The sequence below is a fragment of the Methylobacterium nodulans ORS 2060 genome (assembly GCF_000022085.1).
In the GTDB taxonomy this organism is placed as follows: Bacteria; Pseudomonadota; Alphaproteobacteria; order Rhizobiales; family Beijerinckiaceae; genus Methylobacterium; species Methylobacterium nodulans.
Map to the genome: position 1 here is coordinate 236,258 of NC_011894.1, position 20,892 is coordinate 257,149.

The 20,892-nt window shown below is 71.2% G+C and carries 18 protein-coding genes and 1 pseudogene; 11 read left to right on the forward strand and 8 right to left on the reverse strand.

Annotation, left to right across the window (positions count from 1 at the left end):
* Positions 1-172: 172 nt before the first annotated feature.
* Positions 173-484, reverse strand: a complete 312-nt coding sequence (locus MNOD_RS01045) for a metal-sensitive transcriptional regulator (protein WP_015926970.1) — start codon at positions 482-484, stop codon at positions 173-175.
* 417 nt (positions 485-901) lie between these two features.
* Entirely contained in the window at positions 902-2,752 is a 1,851-nt protein-coding gene (locus MNOD_RS01050) for a M3 family oligoendopeptidase (protein WP_015926971.1), read from the reverse strand.
* A gap of 280 nt (positions 2,753-3,032) precedes the next feature.
* Here MNOD_RS01050 and MNOD_RS01055 point away from each other — a divergent pair, with 280 nt between their 5' ends.
* From MNOD_RS01055 to MNOD_RS01085, 8 genes and pseudogenes are all read left to right on the forward strand, one after another.
* A complete protein-coding gene (locus tag MNOD_RS01055) occupies positions 3,033-4,520 on the forward strand; it encodes a sigma-54-dependent transcriptional regulator (protein WP_015926972.1) in 1,488 nt (495 codons plus the stop codon).
* Positions 4,521-4,713: 193 nt separating this feature from the next.
* Positions 4,714-6,726: a L,D-transpeptidase family protein gene (locus tag MNOD_RS01060; RefSeq protein WP_015926973.1), complete on the forward strand. Its 2,013-nt coding sequence runs from the start codon at positions 4,714-4,716 to the stop codon at positions 6,724-6,726.
* A 226-nt stretch (positions 6,727-6,952) separates the two neighbouring features.
* Positions 6,953-8,485, forward strand: a complete 1,533-nt coding sequence (locus MNOD_RS01065) for a peptidoglycan L,D-endopeptidase MepK (protein WP_015926974.1) — start codon at positions 6,953-6,955, stop codon at positions 8,483-8,485.
* A gap of 133 nt (positions 8,486-8,618) precedes the next feature.
* Positions 8,619-8,774 (forward strand): annotated as a pseudogene (locus tag MNOD_RS45930) (glycosyl transferase); the annotation flags it as partial.
* A 178-nt stretch (positions 8,775-8,952) separates the two neighbouring features.
* Entirely contained in the window at positions 8,953-10,362 is a 1,410-nt protein-coding gene (locus MNOD_RS01070) for an amidase (protein WP_015926975.1), read from the forward strand.
* Between the two features lie 7 nt (positions 10,363-10,369).
* Positions 10,370-10,873, forward strand: coding sequence for a DUF5615 family PIN-like protein (locus MNOD_RS01075; protein ID WP_015926976.1), 504 nt, complete (start codon positions 10,370-10,372; stop codon positions 10,871-10,873).
* Between the two features lie 127 nt (positions 10,874-11,000).
* Positions 11,001-11,753: a trehalose-phosphatase gene (gene otsB, locus MNOD_RS01080; RefSeq protein WP_015926977.1), complete on the forward strand. Its 753-nt coding sequence runs from the start codon at positions 11,001-11,003 to the stop codon at positions 11,751-11,753.
* A 77-nt stretch (positions 11,754-11,830) separates the two neighbouring features.
* A complete protein-coding gene (locus tag MNOD_RS01085; RefSeq protein WP_015926978.1) occupies positions 11,831-12,253 on the forward strand; it encodes an FKBP-type peptidyl-prolyl cis-trans isomerase in 423 nt (140 codons plus the stop codon).
* A 162-nt stretch (positions 12,254-12,415) separates the two neighbouring features.
* Here MNOD_RS01085 and MNOD_RS01090 read toward each other — a convergent pair whose 3' ends face one another.
* From MNOD_RS01090 to MNOD_RS01110, 5 genes are all read right to left on the reverse strand, one after another.
* Positions 12,416-13,147: an ABC transporter ATP-binding protein gene (locus MNOD_RS01090; RefSeq protein WP_015926979.1), complete on the reverse strand. Its 732-nt coding sequence runs from the start codon at positions 13,145-13,147 to the stop codon at positions 12,416-12,418.
* Positions 13,144-13,896, reverse strand: coding sequence for an ABC transporter ATP-binding protein (locus MNOD_RS01095; protein WP_015926980.1), 753 nt, complete (start codon positions 13,894-13,896; stop codon positions 13,144-13,146). The genes MNOD_RS01090 and MNOD_RS01095 overlap by 4 nt, the downstream gene beginning before the upstream one ends.
* 4 nt (positions 13,897-13,900) lie before the next feature.
* Entirely contained in the window at positions 13,901-15,226 is a 1,326-nt protein-coding gene (locus MNOD_RS01100; protein WP_015926981.1) for a branched-chain amino acid ABC transporter permease, read from the reverse strand.
* On the reverse strand, positions 15,223-16,176 hold the full coding sequence (locus MNOD_RS01105; RefSeq protein WP_015926982.1) for a branched-chain amino acid ABC transporter permease: 954 nt from the start codon (positions 16,174-16,176) through the stop codon (positions 15,223-15,225). The genes MNOD_RS01100 and MNOD_RS01105 overlap by 4 nt, the downstream gene beginning before the upstream one ends.
* A 109-nt stretch (positions 16,177-16,285) precedes the next feature.
* Positions 16,286-17,521: a branched-chain amino acid ABC transporter substrate-binding protein gene (locus tag MNOD_RS01110; RefSeq protein ID WP_043747800.1), complete on the reverse strand. Its 1,236-nt coding sequence runs from the start codon at positions 17,519-17,521 to the stop codon at positions 16,286-16,288.
* Between the two features lie 270 nt (positions 17,522-17,791).
* On the opposite strand from MNOD_RS01110, the gene MNOD_RS01115 reads away from it, so the two are divergent.
* The 3 genes from MNOD_RS01115 to MNOD_RS01125 all read left to right on the forward strand — a co-directional run bounded on the left by MNOD_RS01115 (position 17,792) and on the right by MNOD_RS01125 (position 20,451).
* Positions 17,792-18,667, forward strand: coding sequence for an IclR family transcriptional regulator (locus MNOD_RS01115; RefSeq protein ID WP_015926984.1), 876 nt, complete (start codon positions 17,792-17,794; stop codon positions 18,665-18,667).
* A gap of 132 nt (positions 18,668-18,799) precedes the next feature.
* Complete coding sequence (locus tag MNOD_RS01120) at positions 18,800-19,558, forward strand: SDR family NAD(P)-dependent oxidoreductase (protein WP_015926985.1); 759 nt, start codon at positions 18,800-18,802, stop codon at positions 19,556-19,558.
* An 11-nt stretch (positions 19,559-19,569) separates the two neighbouring features.
* Positions 19,570-20,451, forward strand: coding sequence for a beta-keto acid cleavage family enzyme (locus tag MNOD_RS01125; RefSeq protein ID WP_015926986.1), 882 nt, complete (start codon positions 19,570-19,572; stop codon positions 20,449-20,451).
* Positions 20,452-20,469: 18 nt separating this feature from the next.
* Here the strand turns inward: MNOD_RS01125 and MNOD_RS01130 are convergent, their stop codons facing one another.
* Positions 20,470-20,883: a helix-turn-helix domain-containing protein gene (locus tag MNOD_RS01130; protein WP_015926987.1), complete on the reverse strand. Its 414-nt coding sequence runs from the start codon at positions 20,881-20,883 to the stop codon at positions 20,470-20,472.
* Positions 20,884-20,892 lie beyond the last annotated feature (9 nt).

The window sequence follows — 20,892 nt, forward strand, 5'->3', positions numbered from 1 at the left end:
CGGGCATCGCCAATGACCGTTGGTTCCGGTCTCGCATGGTCGCCAAGCCGGACGCTTGGCGACCATGCGAGACAGGTCAACGGCCCGAGCTGCCGATGCATCGGGCCGTTGGCATGAGATATGTCCCGGCGACGGTTCCGCTAGGCCGCCGGGCGGGATGGTCGCACCGGCGTCAGGACTGCCGCAGGGCGCTGCGCAGCGCCCGGATCATCTCCTCGACCGCCCCGTCGCGATCATGGCTGCTCACCGCATATTGCACGGACGCGTCGAGATGGTCGCTGATCAGCTGCAGCGCCGCCTCCCGCACCGCAGCCGTGATGGCGTTCATCTGCTGCACCTCGTCCAGGCAGTAGCGGTCCTCCTGCACCATGGACTGAAGGCCGCGAACCTGCCCCTCGATCCGCTTCAAGCGCTGCAGAATCGGCCGCTTCTCCTCCTCGGTGCGGCGGATCTGAAGGCGTCCATCCTGGTAGGTGTAGTCCATGACCATCCGATCCGGTTCGTCCGCGGCCCGCATGCGAGGAGATTGCGGCACGACTGTTCGAGCTCGCAGGGACGACCGCTGTCCTGTCTCTACGGAAGCCGAACGGATCGGATATTTCGGCCCTTCCGGTCAAGGCCGATCGCGCCAGTCCGCCAGGTATGTTCACGCCCGTGCCCGGCCGGCGACAGAATCCCGCGCCCGGCCGGGCCGATCCAACCGGCTCAGGCCGGCTAGGCCCGGCCGATTTTCCCGGCTTAGCCCGCCGCAGGCCGAGTGGTCGCCAGACGTCACCACAGAGCATCCTCGTCCGAACACTCTGGCGAATTCTCGCGAAACGCGCAACGGCGACCGCGTGACCGATACCGGCCGAGCATCGGTCTCGCGATATCGCATGAAACCGTCGAGGCCAGCTCGGCTTTAGGCCTCCATCTCTTCGAGTTCCGCGATCATGCCCTCGATCATCGACAGGCCGATCTGCCAGAAGGACGGGTCGCGGGCGTCGAGCCCGAACGGGGCCAGGAGCTCGCCGTAGGGCTTGCTCCCGCCCGCCGACAGGAGCGCGAAGTAGCGGTCGACGAACCCCTCCTCGGCGTTCCGGTACACGCCGTAGAGCGAGTTCACGAGGCAGTCGCCGAAGGCGTAGGCATAGACGTAGAAGGGCGAGTGGATGAAGTGCGGGATATAGGCCCAGAAGGGCTCGTAGCCCGCATCCAGCCGGATCGCCGGCCCGAGGCTCTCGGCCTGGACGGACATCCAGAGGGCGCAGATCTGGTCGGCGGTGAGCTCGCCCGCGCGGCGCGCGAGGTGGAGCTCGCGCTCGAAGACGTAGAAGGCGATCTGCCGCACCACCGTGTTGATCATGTCCTCGACCTTGGCGGCGAGGAGCGCCCGGCGCTGGCGGCGATCGGTCGTGGCGTCGAGCACGCGGCGGAAGGTCAGCATCTCGCCGAAGACGCTCGCGGTCTCGGCGAGCGTCAGCGGCGTCGGTGCCATCAGCGCCCCGTTGCCGGCGGCGAGCACCTGATGGACGCCATGGCCGAGCTCATGGGCGAGCGTCATCACGTCCCGCGGCTTGCCCTGGTAGTTCACCAGCACGTAGGGGTGGGAAGAGGGCACGGTCGGATGCGCGAAGGCGCCGGGCGCCTTGCCGGGCCGCACCGGCGCGTCGATCCAGCCGCCGTCGAAGAAGGTGCGGGCGATCTCCGCCATGCGCGGCGAGAAGGCGCCGTAGGCCGACAGCACGGTCTCGCGCGCCTCGGCCCAGGGGATGGTGCGCTGCTCCACCTTCGGCAGCGGCGCGTTGCGGTCCCAATAGGCGAGGCTGTCGCGGCCGAACCACCGCGCCTTCAGCCGGTAGTAGCGGTGGGAGAGGCGCGGATAGGCGGCAGTCACTGCCTCCACGAGCGCCGCCACCACCTCCGGCTCGACCCGGTTGGCCAAGTGGCGGGAATCCGCCACGTCCCCGAAGCGGCGCCAGCGGTCCGCGATCTCCTTGTCCTTGGCGAGCGTGTTGGTGATGAGCGTGAAGAGCCGCAGATTCGCCCGGAAGACGCCGCTCAGCGCCTCGGCGGCGTCGCGGCGCAGGCCCTCGTCCGCATCCTGGAGCTTGTTGAGCGTCGGCTCCAGGGTGAGCAACTCGCCGCGCACCGGAAAGCGTAAGGAAGCGACCGTCTCGTCGAAGAGGCGGTTCCAGGCGGCCCGCCCGGTGACCGACTTCTCCAGGAGCAGCCGCTCCAGCTCGTCGCTGAGCTGGTGGGGCTTCTCGCGGCGGATGTCCTCGATCCAGGGTCGGTAGCGCGCGAGCGGCGGCAGCGCGGTTGCGGCGTCGAGCACCTCGTCGGGCACGCGGTTGAGTTCGAGGGTGAAGAACAGGAGGTCGCTCGACGCCGCGGTGAGCCGCTCCTGCGTGTCGCCGTAGAACTTGGCGCGGGCCGGATCGGTGGTGTCGCCCGAATAGACCAGACCCGCGAAGGACAGGAGCCGGCCCATCAGGTCCTCCAGCGCCTCGTAGGCGGCGACCGCCGTCCCGAGGCGGTCGGAGGCGCCGTCCCCGGCTGCGAGCGCGGCGATCCTGCCCTGATAGGCCTCCGCGAAGGCCCGGCATTCGGCCTCGGCCCGGGCGAGATCGCGCGCGAAGGCGGGGTCGTCGAGGCCCGCATAGAGATCCGAGAGGTCCCATTCGGGCAGCGGACCGAGATCGACGGCGCGTGCCATGGCCTGGGCCGCGCTCTGGGGGGCTTCCGATGGCGCGGCGGCTCGGGTCGGCATGGGCTCTCGTCCTCTCTGGTCGTGGACTAAAAATCAGCACCGTCATATCGGCCGCCGCGCGGCCCTGATCAACACGGCCCCCTGTCCCAACGCCGTGAGCGCCGGCCGCCTCCCTCCGGGCGCGCAACAGTTCGTTGGCGTTAATCGCCACTTTACGGTTGTGGGCGAGCATCCGGTTCGAAACGAAACAGTCACGCGATTCGGCCACCGGAGGAGAGGCCCAAGGGCACGGGATGCCCCTCTCCTGCCCGCCGCCTTCGCTAAAGCCGAAAGGGACAGGATGTCGACCACGGTGCTCATCGTCGATGACGATCCCGTGCAACGGCGCCTCGCGGAGGCGATGGTCCGGCGCCTCGGCTTCGAGGCGATCGTGGCGGAGGGCGGCGAGGCGGCGCTCGCTTGCCTACGCGCCCCGGATGCGGGCATCGACGTGGTGCTCCTCGACCTCGTGATGCCCGGCGGCCTCGACGGCCTCGGCGTGCTCGCCGAGATGCGCAGGAGCGCCATCGACACGCCGGTGATCGTCCAGACCGCGAACGGCTCGATCGACGCCGTGGTCACGGCGATGCGGGCCGGCGCCATCGATTTCGTGGTCAAGCCCGCGGGGGCCGAGCGCCTCCAGGTCTCGATCAAGAACGCCCTGCAGGTCGACCAGCTGCAGGACGAGATCCGGCGCATGCGCCGCCGTGCCTCGGGGGCGCTGACCTTCAAGGACCTGACCTCGAAGAGCCCCGACATGGGCCGGATCATCCGGCTCGCCGAGCGGGCGGCGAAGTCGAACATCCCGGTGCTGATCGAGGGCGAGTCCGGCGTCGGCAAGGAAGTGCTGGCCCGCGCCATCCAGGGCTCGGGCGAGCGGCGCGGCAAGCCCTTCGTCACCGTCAATTGCGGCGCGATCCCCGACAACCTCGTCGAGTCGACCCTGTTCGGGCACGAGAAGGGCGCCTTCACGGGCGCCACGGAGCGCCATGTCGGCAAGTTCGTGGAGGCGTCGGGCGGGACGCTGTTCCTCGACGAGATCGGCGAATTGCCGCTCGATGCCCAGGTCAAGCTGCTCCGCGCCCTCCAGGAGGGGGAGGTCGATCCGGTCGGCGGGCGCAAGAGCGTGCGGGTCGACATCCGCCTGATCTCGGCCACCAACCGCTCGCTCCTCGACCTCGTCAAGCAGGGCCGGTTCCGCGAGGATCTCTATTACCGGCTCAACGTCTTCCCGATGACCCTGCCCCCGCTGCGGGCGCGCCGCGAGGACATTCCCGACCTCGCCCGCTCCTTCTGCGCCCGCTTCGCGGCCGAGGAGGGCAAGCGCGTGCGGGCCATCACGCCGGAGGCGATGGCGCTCATCACCCGCTACGACTGGCCCGGCAACGTGCGCCAGCTCGAGAATGCGCTCTTCCGCGCCGTGGTGCTGGCGGATGGCGACGAGCTCACGGTGGCGGAGTTCCCGCAGATCGCCGCGCAGGTCGAGGGCTTCGACGTGCGCATTCCCGCAGCCCCCAGCCTGCCGGAGGCGGTCGCTGCCTCCGCCCCCTTACGCGAGATCGTCCGCGTCGAGGTGCGCGATCCGCACGCCATCTCGCTCGTGTCCGAGGAGAGCGGCGAGATGAAGACCATGGAGGGACTGGAGGGCGAGATCATCCGCTACGCCCTGCAATTCTACCGCGGGAGGATGTCGGAAGTGTCCCGCCGCCTCGGCATCGGGCGCTCGACGCTCTACCGCAAGCTCAAGGATCTCGGGATCGACGAGGACAAGGCGGACGACGCCGCCTGAGCCGGGGCCGGTCCGCGGCATCGCGAGCCGTCGGCGCGCCGAGCGACATCATCGCGCCCCACAAGTGTTCCATACCGGGAGGGTGCGGCATGTGTGCGATGGCACGCCTTATTGGGGCGCGCGCACTAGCTTAAGTGTTGGTTGATGTGATGATCCGCGGCCGGTGCCCGGCGGCGTGTTCCAGGAGACGATCATGCTCCCCAGGCGCAGGGCCGCCGCGCTGGTCGCGGTGCTGATGGCGGGAGCCGCGAGCCTCGCCGGCGCGCGGGCACAGGAGGCTGCCCCGCCCGCAAGCCCGCCCGAAGCGGCGGCCCCCACGCCGCCCGCGGCCGCCGAGGCGCCCGTGCAGGCCACCGAGCCGCCGGCAGAAACCGCCGCGCCGCAGGCACAACCGGCCGAGGCTCCGGCTCAGGCTGCCGAGGCATCCAAGCCGCCGCTGCCGGATGATCCGGTCGCGGCGGCGATCGCCACCAAGCTCGCGGATTCCACCGTTCCCCTCCTGCGCCGCTTCGGGCGCAGGGAGCGGGAGGCGCTCCAGGCCTTCTACGCGCTCGGGGCCTTCAAGCCGGTCTGGATCACTGATGGCGCCTGGACCGATGCGGCCAAGGCCGTGATCGCCCGGCTCGGCGCCGCCGGGGAGGACGGGCTCGATCCTCTCGACTACCCGATCCCGACGCTCGGCATCCCGACGGGCTCGCCCGCCGACCTCGCGGAGGCGGACCTGAAGCTCTCGGCCGCCGCGGCGCTCTATGCCCGCGACGCACGGGGCGGGCGCATCGAGCCGTCGCGGCTCTCGCGGCTCATCACCCCGAAGCTCGACCTGCCCAGCGCCGACGCGGTGCTGCCGCGGCTCGCCGCCGCCGGGCCGGGCGCCAACGCGGTGCTGCAATCCTACAATCCCTCCCAGACAGGCTACCTCGCCCTGAAGGCGAAGCTCGCGGCGCTCCGCAGCCAGCGGCCCGGCGGCGTGCCGATGGTGCGCCTGCCGAAGGGCCCGACCCTGAAGCCCGGCATGCGCGACGCCCGCGTGCCGCTGATCCGCGCCCGGTTCGGGCTCGGGCCTGCGGACGACGCCACCGCCTACGACGCGGCGGTCGCGGGCGCGGTCGAGCGCTTCCAGCGCGAGCGGGGGCTCGCCGCCACCGGAATCCTCAATCCGGAGACGGTCGCGGCGCTCGCCGGCCCCTCGCCCGGGCGGCAGGAGGCGGACCTCCTCGCCAACATGGAGCGCTGGCGCTGGCTGCCCGCCGACCTCGGCAAGACCCACGTCTGGGTCAACATCCCCGAATACAAGGTGCGGGTGGTGTCCGGCACCCGGGTCGTGGACGAGGCCCGGGTGATCGTCGGCAAGCCCGACTCGCCGACGCCGGTCTTCTCCGGCGAGATGACCTACGCGGTGGTCAACCCGTCCTGGAACGTGCCGCCCTCGATCCTCAAGAACGAGTTCCTGCCCCGCCTCGCCCGCGACCCAACCTATGCGGCCCGTCTCGGCTACGAGGTGGTCCGGCGCGGCAACGGCATCGCGATCCGCCAGCCGCCGGGCGAGCGCAACGCCCTCGGCTTCATCAAGTTCATGTTCCCGAACGACCACGCGGTCTATCTCCACGACACGCCGAACCGGGCGCTCTTCGCCCGCAGCGCGCGGGCCCTGAGCCACGGCTGCGTGCGCGTGGACGATCCGTTCCGCTTCGCGGAGGTGGTGCTCGGCCCGACCTGGCCGACCGAGCGCCTCAAGCGGCTCATCGGCAAGGGCGAGCGGACCGTGATGCTGCCCGAGAAGCTGCCGGTCCACCTCGCCTATTTCACCCTGGTGGCGGACGAGGCCGGGACCCTGCGCCAGTTCGACGACCTCTACGGCATCAATGCCCGCGTGAAGATGGCCCTCGGCCTGTCGAACGAGCCCCTCCCGGCCCCGGAGGTGTCCCGCAAGCCGAAGGTGAAGCCGGCTCCCGCGCATTCTCCTCCTCCTCACGCGCCCGCGCCCGTTCCTCATGCGCCCACGCGCGAGGCGCGGGCCGCCCGCACCGCTCCCGCGCCCGCGCGCGAGGCGCGGCCCGCCCGCGTCGTCGCCCAGGCGCCCCGCCGCACGCGCCCGGTCGCCACGGCGGGCCAGGCCGTGGTGCAGCCGGCCCCGGACTACTACGCCCCGGCTCCGGCTTACGCGCCGGCTCCGGCGCCCGCCTCCTCCCGCTTCGGCTGGTGGTGACCCGTCCCGGATGCCCGCGGCTCGGGCGGCATCCGTTCACGTTGGAATGGATGCCGCCCTAAGCCTTTGAGTTTGCCGCATTTTCTACGACGAACCGGGATCCGCTTCGTCGGAAGATGCTCTAGCGGCCGATTTTCGCCATGGTTAAGCCTTAACCGTCACCGCAAAAGGAATTCAGGGTGCCGGTAACCGTCTCTTCACGGTTCTCGGCAACCCTGCATTCACCATGGCGGCCGCCGTCGCGCGGCAGGATGCGGGAGCGGAGACGATCGTGCGAGCGCTGCTGCGGACCGGCTGCCGGACGGCAGCGACCCTTCGCGAGTTCCGGTCCCGCAGCGCGGATGTCCCTCGTCTCCGACCCTCCCTGCGCCGGGCCGGGCTCGCCGCCGCGGCGGTGGCGGCGGCGCTGGTCGGCGGGACCCGCGGCACCCAGGACGCAGCCGCCAACGGCGACACCCGGACGCTCTCGATCATCCACGAGCACACCAAGGAGAGTGCGACCGTCACCTTCAAGCGGGATGGGCGCTACGACCGGGCGGCGCTGGAACAGCTCAACTGGCTCCTGCGCGACTGGCGCATCGACGAGCCGACCAAGATGGATCCGCGCCTCTTCGACGTGGTCTGGGAGGCGCATCGGGCCAGCGGGTCTCGGGACGCGGTCCATATCGTCTCGGCCTACCGGTCGCCGCAGACGAACGCGGCCCTGCGCCGCCGCTCCCGCGCGGTCGCCGAGCACAGCCAGCACATGCTCGGCAAGGCGATGGATTTCTTCCTGACCGACGTCTCGGTGGACCAGATCCGCGAGATCGGCATGCGGATGCAGCGCGGCGGGGTCGGCTGGTACCCGCACGCCTACAATCCCTTCGTGCATCTCGATGTCGGCTCCGTGCGTGCCTGGCCACGCATGTCCTACGACCAGCTGGCCCGGCTGTTTCCGGACGGGCGCACGGTCCACCTGCCGCGGGACGGCCGCCCGCTCCCGGGCTACGAGGTGGCGAAGGCCGAGATCCTCGCCCGCGGCGGCTCGGTGCTGGGCTACGGCCAAGCCGTCGCGGCCCTCGACGAGGAGGACAGCCCGAGCGTCGTCGGCCAGTTCTTCAGCATGCTGTTCGGCGGCGGGTCGAAACCTGCCCCGGCTCCGGCTCCGGCTCCGCAGGCGCCCCCGCGCGTGCGGCCCGTGGCCCTCGCGAGCGCGGCACCGGACGATGCGGGCACCCGCGGCGCCCTCGCCTATGCGGCGCAGCCGGATCCGCGCGCCGCGTTGCTCCGCGACGCAAGCCCTCCGCCGGCCGCACCGGGCCCCGCCGCGGCGGGCCCGGCCGAACCGCCCGCCCCGTCCGAGGCGGCCGCGCCGCTGCCGCCGCGCCGTCCGGCCGAGTTCGCCGCCCTGGCCGAGGCGCTCGCCGCCGCGCCGCTGCCGCCCGCGCGGCCGGCCGCCGTCCAGATCGCGTCGGCGGACCCGGCGGCGCTCGGGCCGCTGCTGCCTCCGCGCTCATCCCGCTCGCCCGTCGCCGAGGCCGCGGCAGGCGACGCGAAGGCCCAGCTTCGCGCGTTGTTCGTCGCCGCGGCGGACCCGGCCGCGCCACAGGGAAGCGCCGTCCAGCTCACCCAGGCCCGCACGGCCTCCCGCGGGACGCCGCCGGCGGGTCTCGTCGCCGCACCGGCCGGGGACGTCGCCCTGCGGTTCCAGCCGCGCGGGCCGGAGGCCGTCGATGCCGGCCGGTTCTCGGGCTCTGCCGTCAAGCCAGGATCGCGCTGACCGCCGCGCGCCGGACCATCGAGTGCCGGTTCTCTCGACGGTTTCGACCTGACCCTGCGGGCGGGCGAGATCGTGGCCCTGCTCGGCCCCAACGGCGCGGGCAAGACCAGCCCGATGCGGCTCTTCGCCGGGCGGCTGGCGCACGGATCTGGTCGACGGCGCGCCGCTCGCGACCTGCCGCATGTCCACGTCTCTCGGACAGGCCTGGGCCGGCTTCTCGAAGAACGCCCATGAGGGCCTCCCGGTCTGGACGCTCCTGCTCTTCGGCGGGCATGTTCTGCCCTGGCTGCCCGTGCTCGCGGGGATGCCGGCTGTCTTCCGGCCCTGCTGGCCTCGCTTGGCACGCGGCTCGCAGTGACTGGCAGGGCCGGACCTATCCGGCGGCATGGCGGGAGTGCAGAGGGACCGGGTCCCTCTGCCGGGGGTGCAGGGGGCGCGGAGCCCCCTGCATCGTGAGAGGAGGCACCATGACGGAGATCCGGCACCTCGACGGAGCGGCGCTGCTCAGGCGCTACCGCGAACGCTCCCTGTCGCCGCGCGAGGTGGTGGCGGACGTGCTGTCCCGAACCGCGGCGCAGGAGCCGGCGGTGAACGCCTTCATCCTGGCCGACGGGGAGGCGGCGCTCGCAGCGGCCGCGGCCTCCGAGGCACGCTGGGCGGCCGGCGCCCCCTGCGGCCCCCTCGACGGGCTGCCCGTGACCATCAAGGACAACATCGCCTGGGCGGGGCATCCGATGCGGCGCGGCTCGCGGGTGAGCCCGGAGACGCCGCTGTCCGAGAACGCCCCCGCGGTCGACCGGCTGCTGGAGGCGGGGGCGATCCCGGTCGGCAAGACGACGATGCCGGAATTCGGCTGGAAGGGCCTCGGCGATTCGACGCTCACCGGCATCACCCGCAATCCCTGGGACCTCTCGCGCACCACCGGCGGCTCCTCCGCGGGGGCCGCCGCCGCGGCGGCGCTCGATCTCGGCCTCGCGCATCTCGGCACGGACGGGGCGGGCTCGATCCGCATCCCGGCCGCCTTCTGCGGCGTGTTCGGCCTCAAGCCGAGCTACGGGCGCGTGCCGGCCTATCCACCCTCCCCGTTCGGGCCGGTGGCGCATCTCGGGCCGCTGGCCCGGCGTGTCGGGGACGCGGCGCTGATGATGCGGGCGATCGCACGGCCGGATGCGCGGGACATGGCGGCCTGGCTCAGCGAGCCGCCGGACTACTCGGCGGGCTTGGAGACGGGCTTGCGCGGCCTTCGCGTCGCCTGGAGCCCGCGGCTCGGCTTTGCCCGGCAGGTCGATCCGGAGGTGGCGGCGCTGACGGCGAAGGCGGCCGCCGCCTTTGCGGATCTCGGCGCGATCGTGGAGGAGGCGGATCCGGGTTTCGCCGATCCGGTCGAGACCCTCAACGGCATCTGGCTCGTCGGCGCCTGGAGCGTGCTGCGCGCCCTTCCGGAGGACCGGCGTCCCGAGGTGGAGCCCGCCCTGCGGGCAGCGGCCGAGCGGGGCAGCCGCATCGCGGCGCCGGATTTCCTCGCCGCGCTCAACGCGCGCGCCGCGGTCTACACCGCGATGGCGCGATTCCACGCGCGCTACGACCTCCTCCTGACGCCGTCCACCGCCGTGGCGGCCTTCGCGGCCGGCCATCTCACGCCTCCGGACGGCTCCTACGGCGAGGATTGGCTCGCCTGGACCCCGTTCTCGTACCCGTTCAACCTCACCGGGCAACCGGCGGCGAGCGTGCCTTGCGGCCTGACGCGAGCCGGGCTCCCGGTCGGCCTCCAGATCGTCGGGCCGATGGGCGAGGACGCGCGGGTGCTCGCGGCCGCCCGGGCCTTCGAGGCGGCGCGGCCCTGGCCGGTGCTGGACGCGCCCCGGCAGCCCACCTGAGCCGCCCATGGCGCCCCTCGGCCCGGCGCCGCGCTGGCTCTGCGACGAGATGCTGGCGCGGCTCGCGCGCCTGCTGCGCGCGGCCGGCCACGACACCGCGCTCGCCGCATCCGGCATGCCGGATCGCGCGATCCTGGAGACGGCCGAACGGGAGGAGCGCCTGCTGCTCACCCGGGACCGGCGGCTTGCCGCCGCGGCCGGAGCCCGGGCCCTGCTGATCCCCGAGAACGATCCGGAGGAACAGGCGCGGCATCTCGCGCGCCATTGCGGCATCGACTGGAACCTCGCCCGGTTCACGCGCTGCCTGATGGACAATGCGCTTCTGCGGGAGGCGCCGCCCGAGGAGATCGCGGCCCTGCCCCTCTCCACCCGGGCGGGGCCCGGCCCGTTCCGGGCCTGCCCGGTTTGCGGGCGGATCTACTGGCCGGGCAGCCACGTCCGCCGGATGCTGGACCGCCTCGACCGGCTGGCCGCCGCTGCCGGCACGCCGGACCCGGGCGGGAGGTCGTAGGCAAGCGTGACGCCGCCGAGGCCATTTGCCTCCCGCCGAACCTTGCGGTTTAAGCCGAGGACTTCGCGTCGCAGGCCCGTCTGGTTCCGTGGGCAGGATGCGGCGGGCCTTCCGGAGAGCCGATCCCGTGACCGATACCGCCCTTGCACTGTTCCTGGACTTCGACGGCACGCTCGTCGACATCGCCCCGCGGCCCGATCAGGTGGTCGTGCCCGCGGAGCTTCCCGCGGCGCTCGCGACGCTGCGCGGCAGGCTCGGCGGCGCGCTCGCCATCGTCACCGGCCGCCCGATCGCCACGATCGACGGCTTTCTCGCGCCCGAGCGCTTCGATGTCGGCGGCCTGCACGGCGTCGAGATGCGGCGCGGCGACCGGGTGGCGGGCTGCGAGCCCTCCGCCCATCCGACGCTCCGTGCGGGTGTCGCGCGGCTGCAGGACCAGACCGCCCCGCTCGAGGCGGTGCTGATCGAGGACAAGGGCTGCTCGGTGGCGGTGCATTGGCGCCTCGCGACCCCGACCGACGCCCGCAAGGCGCAGGACGCGGTCGAGCGCCTCGCGGCGGATCTCGGCTCCGCCTACCGGCTGCAGCTCGGCAAGGCCGTGGGCGAGATCCTGCCCGCGACGGCCACCAAGGGCCATGCGATCCGGGCCTTCCAGGAAGATGCGCCCTATGCGGGCCGCCGCGCCGTCTTCTTCGGCGACGACCTCACCGACGAGAAGGCCTTCGCGACCGTCAACGCGGATGGGGGCGTGAGCGTGCGCATCGGCGGGGGCGAGACGATCGCGCAGCACCGCCTCGCCCAGCCGGAGGATGTGCGCGACCTCATCCTGCGCTGGGCCGGGGGTGCGCCGGTCGATCCCGAGGCGCTGCCGAGGGCGTGAGAGGCGGGCCTCTCGGCACGGGGCGGCGGGCGTGCTAACCCGGCCACCCGTTCCACAAGCGAGGACCATTCCCCGCGATGCGCCTCTCCCCCTTCCTTCGTGCCGGAGCCCTGCTGATTGCCATGACCGCCGCTGCTTCCTCCGCCGACTTCACCACCACCCCCTCGGGCCTCAAGTACAAGGACGATGTCGTCGGCACCGGCCCGGCGCCGGCGGCCGGCCAGACCGTCAGCGTCCATTACACCGGCTGGCTCGATGAGAAGGGCCGCAAGGGCAAGAAGTTCGACAGCTCGGTCGATCGCGGCCAGCCGCTCAACTTCGCGGTCGGCACCGGCCAGGTGATCAAGGGCTGGGACGAGGGTCTCTCGACCATGAAGGTCGGCGGCAAGCGCACGCTGGTGATCCCGCCGGATCTCGGCTACGGCGCGCGGGGCGCCGGCGGGGTCATCCCGCCGAACGCCACGCTGATCTTCGACGTGGAACTGCTCGGCGTGCGCTGACGCCGAGAGCGGAGGGGCGGGCCGCCCAGGCGACCCTGATCAAGCGCAGCCCGTCTGCCGTAATCCCTGTCCCGGGCGCATGCAGCGCCAGCGGAATGCGACCCGGGACCCAGCACAAGAAGTCGCACAGCGTCCGCACTCAGCAACGGTGCCGGCATCGGCTCACACTTCGAGCCATTCCCGCCGGACCGCCTCGTTCTCCAGCAGGCCGGCGGGGGTGCCCTCGAAGACCATGCGGCCGTGGCCCATCACGTAGAGGCGCTGCGATAGCTTGAGGGCGATCGTCAGCTTCTGCTCGACCAGGAGCACGGCGACGCCGCGGGCCGCGATCTCGGCGATGAGATCGCCGACCCGGGCCACCATCTGGGGCGAGAGCCCCTCGGTCGGCTCGTCGATCATGATGAGATCCGGGTTGCCCATCAGCGTGCGGCAGATGGTGAGCATCTGCTGCTCGCCGCCGGACAGCACCCCGCCCGGCGTGTCGATGCGCTCCTCGAGCCGCGGGAACAGCCGGAAGATGTCGGCGGTGGTCCAGCGCGCGCCCGCGCCGGCCTTCTCGCCGAGGGCGAGGTTCTGGCGCACGGTGAGCCCGGGGAAGATCGCGCGCTCCTCGGGCACGTAGCCGAGGCCGCGGCGGGCGACGAGGTGAGGCTTGAGCCCGGCGATCGGCCGGCCCTTGAACCGGACCGTGCCGCGGGGCGCCACGTCGCCCATGATCGCCTTGAGCGTCGTCGAGCGGCCGACGCCGTTGCGGCCGAGGATCGCGACGATCTCGCCCGCCCCGACGTGAAAGCTTACGCCCTGCAGGATGTGGCTCTTGCCGTAATAGGCGTGCAGGTCCTCGACCTCCAGGAGGGCCGGGGCGGCCTGCGGCAGCGCGGGGGCGGCGCTCATGCGGCCGCGACTCCCAGGTAGGCTTCCTGCACGGCGCGGTTCTCCCGGATGCGCTCGGGCGTGTCGGTGGCGATCAGCCGGCCGTAGACGAGCACCGAGATGCGGTCGGCGAGCCCGAACACCACGGCCATGTCGTGCTCCACCATCAGCAGCGTGCGCCCCTGCGTCACCTCGCGGATGAGCGCGGTGGCGTGCTCGCTCTCGCTGTGGCTCATCCCGGCCATGGGCTCGTCGAGCAGGATGACGCGGGCGTCGCTCGCGATGCTGATGCCGATCTCCAGGGCCCGCTGCTCCGCATAGGCCAGCATGCCGGCCGGCATCGCGGCACGGTGGCCGAGGCGGATGCTGTCGAGGATCTCGGCCGTGCGCGACGCGACGCCGGGCAGGCGCTCGACGCTGCGCCAGAACAGGGGCCGGTAGCCCATGGCCCGCAGCACCGCGCAGCGCACGTTCTCCCAGACCGAGAGCCGGGGGAAGATGTTGGTGACCTGGAAGCTGCGGGCGAGGCCCCGGCGGTTGATCACGGAGGGGCGCGCCCCGGTGATGTCGGCCCCCTCCAGGCGGATCGTCCCGGATGTCGGCACGAGGCGCCCGCTGATGAGGTTGAACAGGGTCGACTTTCCGGCCCCGTTCGGGCCGATGATGGCGTGGCGCTCGCCGGCCGGCACCCGGAGATCCACGCCCGCGATGATCTGCGTCGCCCCGAAGGACTTGGTCACGCCGGAGAGTTCGACGGCAGGAGGCGTCATCGCGTCAGCCCTCCCGGGCGGCGAGGGAGGCCGCATGCCAGGCCGCGGTGACGCGCGGCCACGCCGCCCGGACGGCGAGCAGGCCGCCGAGGAAGGCTGCAGCCGCCACGATCCAGGGCAGCGGCGTCGCGACGTCGAGGCCGAAGCCGAACAGGGTCATGGAGGTCCCCTCCCCGGCCTTCACCAGGGCCCGGAAGCTCATCTCGATGAGCGCGACGAGGCCCGCCAGCATGACGAGCGTCGGCGCGAGCGCGAGGGCATAGGCCGGGACGAGGCGGTGGGCCGTGCCGCGGCGGATCAGTGGCCCGTGCATCAGCGCGAGGCCGGCGATGCCGCCCGGCGCGAACATCACGATCGCGATGAACAGGAGCCCGAAATAGAGCTGCCAGACCTCGGTGAGGTCGCTGAGCGAGACCTGCAGGATGGTGACCAGCACCGCGCCGATCACCGGCCCGACGAAATGCCCGATGCCGCCGATGAAGGCGGCGAGCAGCACCACGCCCGATTGCTGCAGCCCGAGATAGGAGGAATTGACGATCTCGAAATTGATCGCCGCCAGGGCGCCGGCGACGCCCGCGAACAGGGCCGAGAGGCAGAAGGCGACGAGACGCACCAGCTGCGGCTCGTAGCCGATGAACTCGACCCGCTCGGGGTTCTCGCGCACGGCGTTGCACAGCCGCCCGAGCGGCGTCCGGGTGATGCCGTACATCAAGAGCGCGCAGACGAGGCACCACCCCGCGATCAGGTAATAGACCTGGATCTGCGGCCCGAAACTGAGATCGAACAGGCGCAGCATCTTGGTGCGGTTGGTGGTGACGCCCTCCTCGCCGCCGAAGAAGCTGTGCAGGATGTGCGAGCCGGAGGTGACGAGTTCGGCAAGCCCGAGCGAGATCATGGCGAAGACGGTCCCGGCGCGCCGCGTGGAAACCGTGCCGAACAGGAAGCCGAAGGCGAGGCCCGCGACGGCGCCGACGAGGGGCATCGCGACGAGCGGCACGGGCAGCCGCGCGGCCGCCACCACGTTCATGGCATGGACGGTGAAGAAGGCTCCGAGCCCGTAATAGACCGCATGCCCGAAGGACAGGAGCCCGGTCTGCCCGAGCAGCATGTTGTAGGACAGGGCGAACACGACCATGATGCCCATGAGGCTCATCATCGTGAGCGAGGCGCCGCTCGTGAAGACGTGCGGCGCGGCGACCAGGATGGCGGAAGCGGCGAGCCAGGGTGCCACCGCCCCGAGCCGGCTGCCGCTGCGCGGCTGCACGGCGCGCACCGGGCGGCTGCTAGCCCAGTCGCTGCCGGCGGAGGCGCCTTCGGCGAGATCCGTCATGCTTCGCGGCTCCCGAGCAGCCCGGTCGGCCGAAAGATCAGCACGATCACGAGCAGGAGATAGGGAATGACCGGCCCGATCTGCGCGATCGTGACGGTCCAGAGGTCGCCGAGCACCCCGCCGGAGGGCGCGGCGGCGATGCCGAAAGCCTCGAACAGGCTGGCGATCGAGACGTCGAGCGAGATCGCGAAGGTCTGGATCAGGCCGATCAGCAGCGAGGCGACGAAAGCGCCCGTCAGCGAGCCGAGCCCGCCCACGACCACGACCACGAACAGGATCGGCCCCAGCAGGCCCGCCATGTTGGACTGCGTCACCAGGGCGGGCCCGGCGATGACGCCCGCCACCGCGGCGAGCCCGGTGCCGATGCCGAAGACGAGCATGAACACCTTCGCGACGTCGTGGCCGAGCATCGCCACCATGTTGGGATGGGTCAGCGCCGCCTGAATGATCAGCCCGACCCGCGTGCGGGTCAGCACGAGCAGCAGGCCGGCAAAGATCACCACCGAGACGAGCAGCATGAACAGCTTATAGGCCGGGTAGTTGGTGTCGAAGATCGTGAAGGCCGGGAAGTCGAGGAGCGCCGGCACCCGATAGTCGAGCGGCAGCTTGCCCCAGATCATCTGCACCACTTCCTCGATCACGTAGGCGAGGCCGAAGGTGAAGAGGAGTTCCGGGACGTGGCCGTGGCGGTGGACGTTGCGCAACCCGTAGCGCTCGACGAGCGCGCCGAGACCGCCGACCAGGACCGGCGCGACGACGAGCCCGACCCAGAAGCCGGCGAAGCGGCTGATCTGATAGCCGAAGAAGGCGCCGAGCATGTAGAAGCTGGCATGCGCGAAGTTGAGCACGCCCATCATGCTGAAGATGAGCGTCAGCCCGCTCGCCATGAGAAAGAGCAGCATGCCGTAGAGCACGCCATTCAACGTCGAGACGATCACGAGTTCGAGCAACGGGCGGCCTCCTGGGGCGATCCAAGATGTTCGACTTATCGTCCGTCACAGATATCGCGGGAACCTGCTCCCGTACGGGAGCGGGTTCCGTGCGCCGGATCCGGAGCCCTCAGCTCGGCCGGTCCATCTTGCAGGTGGTCGGCAGAAGCGTGTCCTTGGCGCTGACTTCGCCCGCGGCCTTCCAGCCCCAGCCGGTATTCTCGCTGTCGAACTGCTTCGACGTATCCACCGGACCCAGTTGCGAGATGTACAGGGTCTGGAACAGCTGATGGTCGTCCGGCCGCATGAAGCTGTCCTGGCCGTAGAGCGTGTCGTTGTGGATCGATTCCATGGCCTTGGCGATGGCCTTCGGATCCGTCGACTTCGCTGCATCGGCCGCCTTCACCAGCACGTTCATCAGGTTCACGACGCGCGGATAGGTGAGTTCCTGGCCCGTCCTGGCGCGGAACGCCCTCTCGAAGTCCTGACCGGGCGGATAGGGAATGTTCGCGAAGCCTTCGGCCACCTGGAAGACGCGGTCGCCGAGGTTGGCCTGCTTGATCGCGGTCGGGCCGCCGGTGCCGCCGCCGTAATAGGTATAGAAATTCGCCTGCAACCCGGCATCGCCCGCCGCCTTGAGCAGCAGCGCCATGTCCTGCGCCCAGTTCCCGGTGATGACCGTGTCGGCGCCGGATGCCTTGATCTTGGCGATATAGGGCGAGAAGTCGTTGACCTTCTGCAGCGGTGCGACCTCGTCGCCGACGATCTGGATGTCCGGGCGCTTCTCCTTCAGCATCGCACGCGCCGCTGCGCGGACCGCCTGCCCGAACGAGTAGTCCTGGTTGATGAGATAGACCTTCTTGATCTCGGGCTTACCTTTGATGAAGCTGGTCAGCGCGGCCATCTTGATATCGGAATTGGCGTCGAAGCGGAAGTGCCAGTAGCTGCACTTGGCGTTCGTCAGCGCCGGATCGACCGCCGCGTAGTTGAGATAGATGACCTCCTTGCCCGGATTGCGGTCGTTGTACTTGCTCACGAAATCGATGATCGCGGCCGCGACGCTCGAACCGTTGCCCTGCACGACGATACGGGCGCCCGAATCGATCGCCTTCTGGAGCTGGACGAGGCTCTCCTGCGAGTTGAGCTTGTTGTCGTAGCCGGTGACCTCCAGCTTGAGGTCGGGGTTCTTGGCGTTGTTCTGCTCCGCCATGTACTGGAAGGTCTTGAGGCCGGACTCGCCGGTGCTGGCGCCGCCGCCGGACAATGGATCGATGAAGGCGATCCTGAGGGTCGCGGGTGCGGCCAGCGCCGTGCCCGCCGCCAGCGCCAGAAGCCCGGCCGCGGTGGTGCGCGCGATCGTTCTCAACACGGTCTTCCTCCTCCGGAGCGCGTTTCCGCCTCGTTGATGACGCGCCGCATTCGGCGTCGCCGACGGCCTTGAGCCGCCGTGGTCGCGTGCATGTCTCCGGAGCATCCCGGGCTGCCGCGTTGGGAGAAGCCTGCCCGTGCACCCCGACCGGGTCAAGACGCGAAATCATGATCCGCATCGCGAAACAGGTTGCCGAACGGTCCGGCGATTGGGCAGGGTTCAGGCCTGTCGGCCGCGGCATTCGCGGCCATCCGGACGGAACAGACGATGTCAGAGGCTTTCGCGACGACCCGCGACCCGCAGCGCAGCCGCGCGGCGGCCTGGCGCGATCCCGCGCTCCTCGACGGCGAGGATGGCGACCGCCAGTTCGTCACCGCGCTCGCCCGCGGGCTCCAGGTGCTGCGCGCCTTCAAGGACGCAACCGAGATGCTCGGCAACCGGGAGATCGCCGAGCGTACCGGGCTGCCCAAGCCGACCGTGTCGCGCCTCACGCACACGCTGCTCACCCTGGGCTACCTGGTGCACGGGGAGGACGGCGAGCGCTACGGTCTTGGCCCCGCGGTGCTGGCGCTGTCGGCGGCCTTCCTTCGCCAGAACTCGTTTCCGCAGATGGCCAAGCCCTACCTGCAGGATCTCGCCACCGCGGTTCAGGCGCATGTGGCGCTCGGCCTCCGCGATGGGCTCCACAGCGTCTACATCCAGCTCTGGCGGGGCCTCGGCCAGACCATCACCCTGTCGCGGGAGGTCGGCTTTCACCTGCCGCTTGCCCGCAGTGCCATGGGCATGGCAACGCTCGCCGGCATGGACGAGGAGCAGCGCGCGCCCCTGGTCGAGCGGCTGCGCGCGGAGAGCGGTGCGGATTGGCCTCGCCTGGAGGCGACGATGGCGCGCTGCGCCGCCGAGGTGGCGGATCACGGCTTCTGCGTCGGCATCGGGATCTGGCATCCGGAGATCAACGCGGTGGCGGCCCCGGTGCACAGTCCCGGCACCCGGGGCCTGTTCGCCATCAACGTGAGCGGCCCGGCCTTCCTGATGACCGAGGCGGTGCTGCGGCGCGAGACCGGGCCGAAGCTCCTGGAGACGATCGACCGGATGCGCGTGCTCGGGATCGTCGACGAGATCCCGCGCCGAGGGGGCGGATGACGGACTGTTGCAGAAAGCTCCGTAAGATCAAAGACCTGCAGCGCCAACCCGGGTCACCGGTGCGGCCCTGGACAGAACCCGCCCGCCCTGCCATCGTGCTGCGAAACACAATTTCGCAGGGTGGAAGCGCGGATGATCAGTGCAGACCTGAGGGGACGGTGCGTCCTCGTGACCGGCGGGGCATCGGGCATCGGGCTCGCGGCCGTCACCCTCTTCGCCCGCAACGGCGCCATGGTGGCCCTCAATCATCTGCCGGATGATCCGCGCGGCCCCGAGGCCGCGACGCGCCTCGCGGACGAGGGCCTTGCGGTGATGGCGGTGCCCGGCAACGTCGCGGTGGCGGGCGAGGCCGAGGACCTGGTCGAACGGTCGATCGCGGCGCTCGGCGGCCTCGACGTGCTCATCAACAATGCCGGCACGCCCGGGACCCATCAGCCGATCGCCTTCTCGGACCTCGACGCCATGACCGAGGAGTTCTGGCAGACGATCCTGTCGACGAACCTGATCGGGCCCTATCGCTGCGCCCGGGCCGCAGCCCCGGCGCTGAAGACGCGGCGCGGCGCCATCGTCAACACCGCCTCGGTGGCCGGGCTCGGACGGCGCGGATCCAGCATCGCCTATTCGGCGAGCAAGGCCGGGCTCGTGAACCTCACGCGCAGTCTCGCCCGGGCGCTTGCTCCCGAAATCCGGGTCAATGCGGTGGCGCCCGGCCTCGTCGAGACGCCCTGGACGCGCGAATGGCCGCCCGAGCGCAAGCAGGCGACGCTGGCGCGCACTCTGCTCGCCCGCCTGGCGCAGCCCGAGGACATTGCCGAGGCGATGCTCTTCCTCGCGGCGGGGGCGGCCTACATGACCGGGGAGACCCTGGTCGTCGATGGCGGCAGCGATTGAGGGATCACGCCATGTCGCGCCAGACCGTCATCACCTGCGCCCTCACCGGCTCCTTCAACACCCCGTCGAAGAACCCGGCCGTCCCGGTGAGCCCCAAGGCGATCGCCCAATCCGCGCTCGAGGCGGCCGGCGCCGGGGCGGCCGTGGTCCATATCCACGTGCGCGATCCCGAGACGGCCGAGCCCAGCATGGACCTCGCGCTCTACCGGGAAGTGGTCGAGCGCATCCGCGAGCGGAATGCCGACGTGATCCTCAACCTGACCACCGGCGCGGGCGGCCGGTTCGTCCCGGGCGAGGACGATCCGGCTCGGCCCGGCCCCGGAACCAGCCTCGCCTCGCCGGAGGCGCGCACCCGGCACGTCACGGCGCTCAGGCCCGAGATCTGCACCCTCGACGTGGCGACGATGAATTTCGGCGAGCACGCCTTCCTCAACACGCCCGGCCATCTGCGGGCCATGGCGGCCCGCATCGCCGAGGCCGGCACGCGGCCCGAGATCGAGGTGTTCGACCTCGGCCAGATCGAACTCGCCAAGCATCTGATCGCGGAGGGGCATCTCGCCCGCCCGCCCCTGTTCCAGATCTGCCTCGGCATCCCCTGGGGAGCCCCCGCAACGCCCGAGACGCTGCTGCAGATGCGCGACCGGCTGCCGCCGGACGCGATCTGGTCCGCCTTCGGCATCTCGCGCGCCGAGTTCCCGATGGTGGCGCTCGCCGCGACGGCCGGCGGCCACGTGCGGGTCGGCCTGGAGGACAACCTCTATCTCTCCCGCGGCCAGCTCGCGCCGAGCAATGCGGCCCTCGTCGAGAAGGCGGCGACGCTGCTCTCGCTCCTCGACTGCGTTCCGGCGACACCCGCCGAGGCGCGCGCCCTGTTCGGCCTCGCACCGCGGTAGCTCACGGCCCGGGGCTTCTCAGCCCTGGGCCGCGACGTCCTTGCCGCTCAGCGCCTCGACGAGGGCGACGAGGCGGCGGCGGACCTGCGGGTCGTCCACCCGCTGGAAGGCCCGCACGAGCTGGAGATCCTGGCTCGTCCAGAACAGGTCCGAGCCCGGCTGCCTCGCCACCTCGACGTGCTCCTCATCCAGCCAGTTCTCGGGGCGCGGCGCGCCCTCGTAGAAGAAGCCGACCGGCACGCCGAGCATCTCGGCGATCTGCTGGAGCCGGCTTGCGCTGATGCGGTTGGCCCCCTTCTCGTATTTCTGGATCTGCTGGAACGTGACACCGAGCGCATCCCCCAGCTTCTCCTGGCTCACGCCGACGAGAAGCCGCCGGACCCGCACCCGGTGCCCGACGTGGCGATCGATCGGATCCGGTGCCTTCTTCAATGTGTCTGC

What these genes read in the sequence shown, in the direction of transcription:
- MNOD_RS01065 (WP_015926974.1), top strand. Translation starts at nt 6,953, where the DNA reads ATGGCGGCCGCCGTCGCGCGGCAGGATGCGGGAGCGGAGACGATCGTG.
- MNOD_RS01120 (WP_015926985.1), top strand. Translation starts at nt 18,800, where the DNA reads ATGATCAGTGCAGACCTGAGGGGACGGTGCGTCCTCGTGACCGGCGGG.
- MNOD_RS01045 (WP_015926970.1), bottom strand. Translation starts at nt 484, where the DNA reads ATGGACTACACCTACCAGGATGGACGCCTTCAGATCCGCCGCACCGAG.
- MNOD_RS01085 (WP_015926978.1), top strand. Translation starts at nt 11,831, where the DNA reads ATGCGCCTCTCCCCCTTCCTTCGTGCCGGAGCCCTGCTGATTGCCATG.
- MNOD_RS01125 (WP_015926986.1), top strand. Translation starts at nt 19,570, where the DNA reads ATGTCGCGCCAGACCGTCATCACCTGCGCCCTCACCGGCTCCTTCAAC.
- MNOD_RS01115 (WP_015926984.1), top strand. Translation starts at nt 17,792, where the DNA reads ATGTCAGAGGCTTTCGCGACGACCCGCGACCCGCAGCGCAGCCGCGCG.
- MNOD_RS01090 (WP_015926979.1), bottom strand. Translation starts at nt 13,147, where the DNA reads ATGAGCGCCGCCCCCGCGCTGCCGCAGGCCGCCCCGGCCCTCCTGGAG.
- MNOD_RS01055 (WP_015926972.1), top strand. Translation starts at nt 3,033, where the DNA reads ATGTCGACCACGGTGCTCATCGTCGATGACGATCCCGTGCAACGGCGC.
- MNOD_RS01075 (WP_015926976.1), top strand. Translation starts at nt 10,370, where the DNA reads ATGGCGCCCCTCGGCCCGGCGCCGCGCTGGCTCTGCGACGAGATGCTG.
- MNOD_RS01070 (WP_015926975.1), top strand. Translation starts at nt 8,953, where the DNA reads ATGACGGAGATCCGGCACCTCGACGGAGCGGCGCTGCTCAGGCGCTAC.
- MNOD_RS01050 (WP_015926971.1), bottom strand. Translation starts at nt 2,752, where the DNA reads ATGCCGACCCGAGCCGCCGCGCCATCGGAAGCCCCCCAGAGCGCGGCC.
- MNOD_RS01095 (WP_015926980.1), bottom strand. Translation starts at nt 13,896, where the DNA reads ATGACGCCTCCTGCCGTCGAACTCTCCGGCGTGACCAAGTCCTTCGGG.
- MNOD_RS01100 (WP_015926981.1), bottom strand. Translation starts at nt 15,226, where the DNA reads ATGACGGATCTCGCCGAAGGCGCCTCCGCCGGCAGCGACTGGGCTAGC.
- MNOD_RS01060 (WP_015926973.1), top strand. Translation starts at nt 4,714, where the DNA reads ATGCTCCCCAGGCGCAGGGCCGCCGCGCTGGTCGCGGTGCTGATGGCG.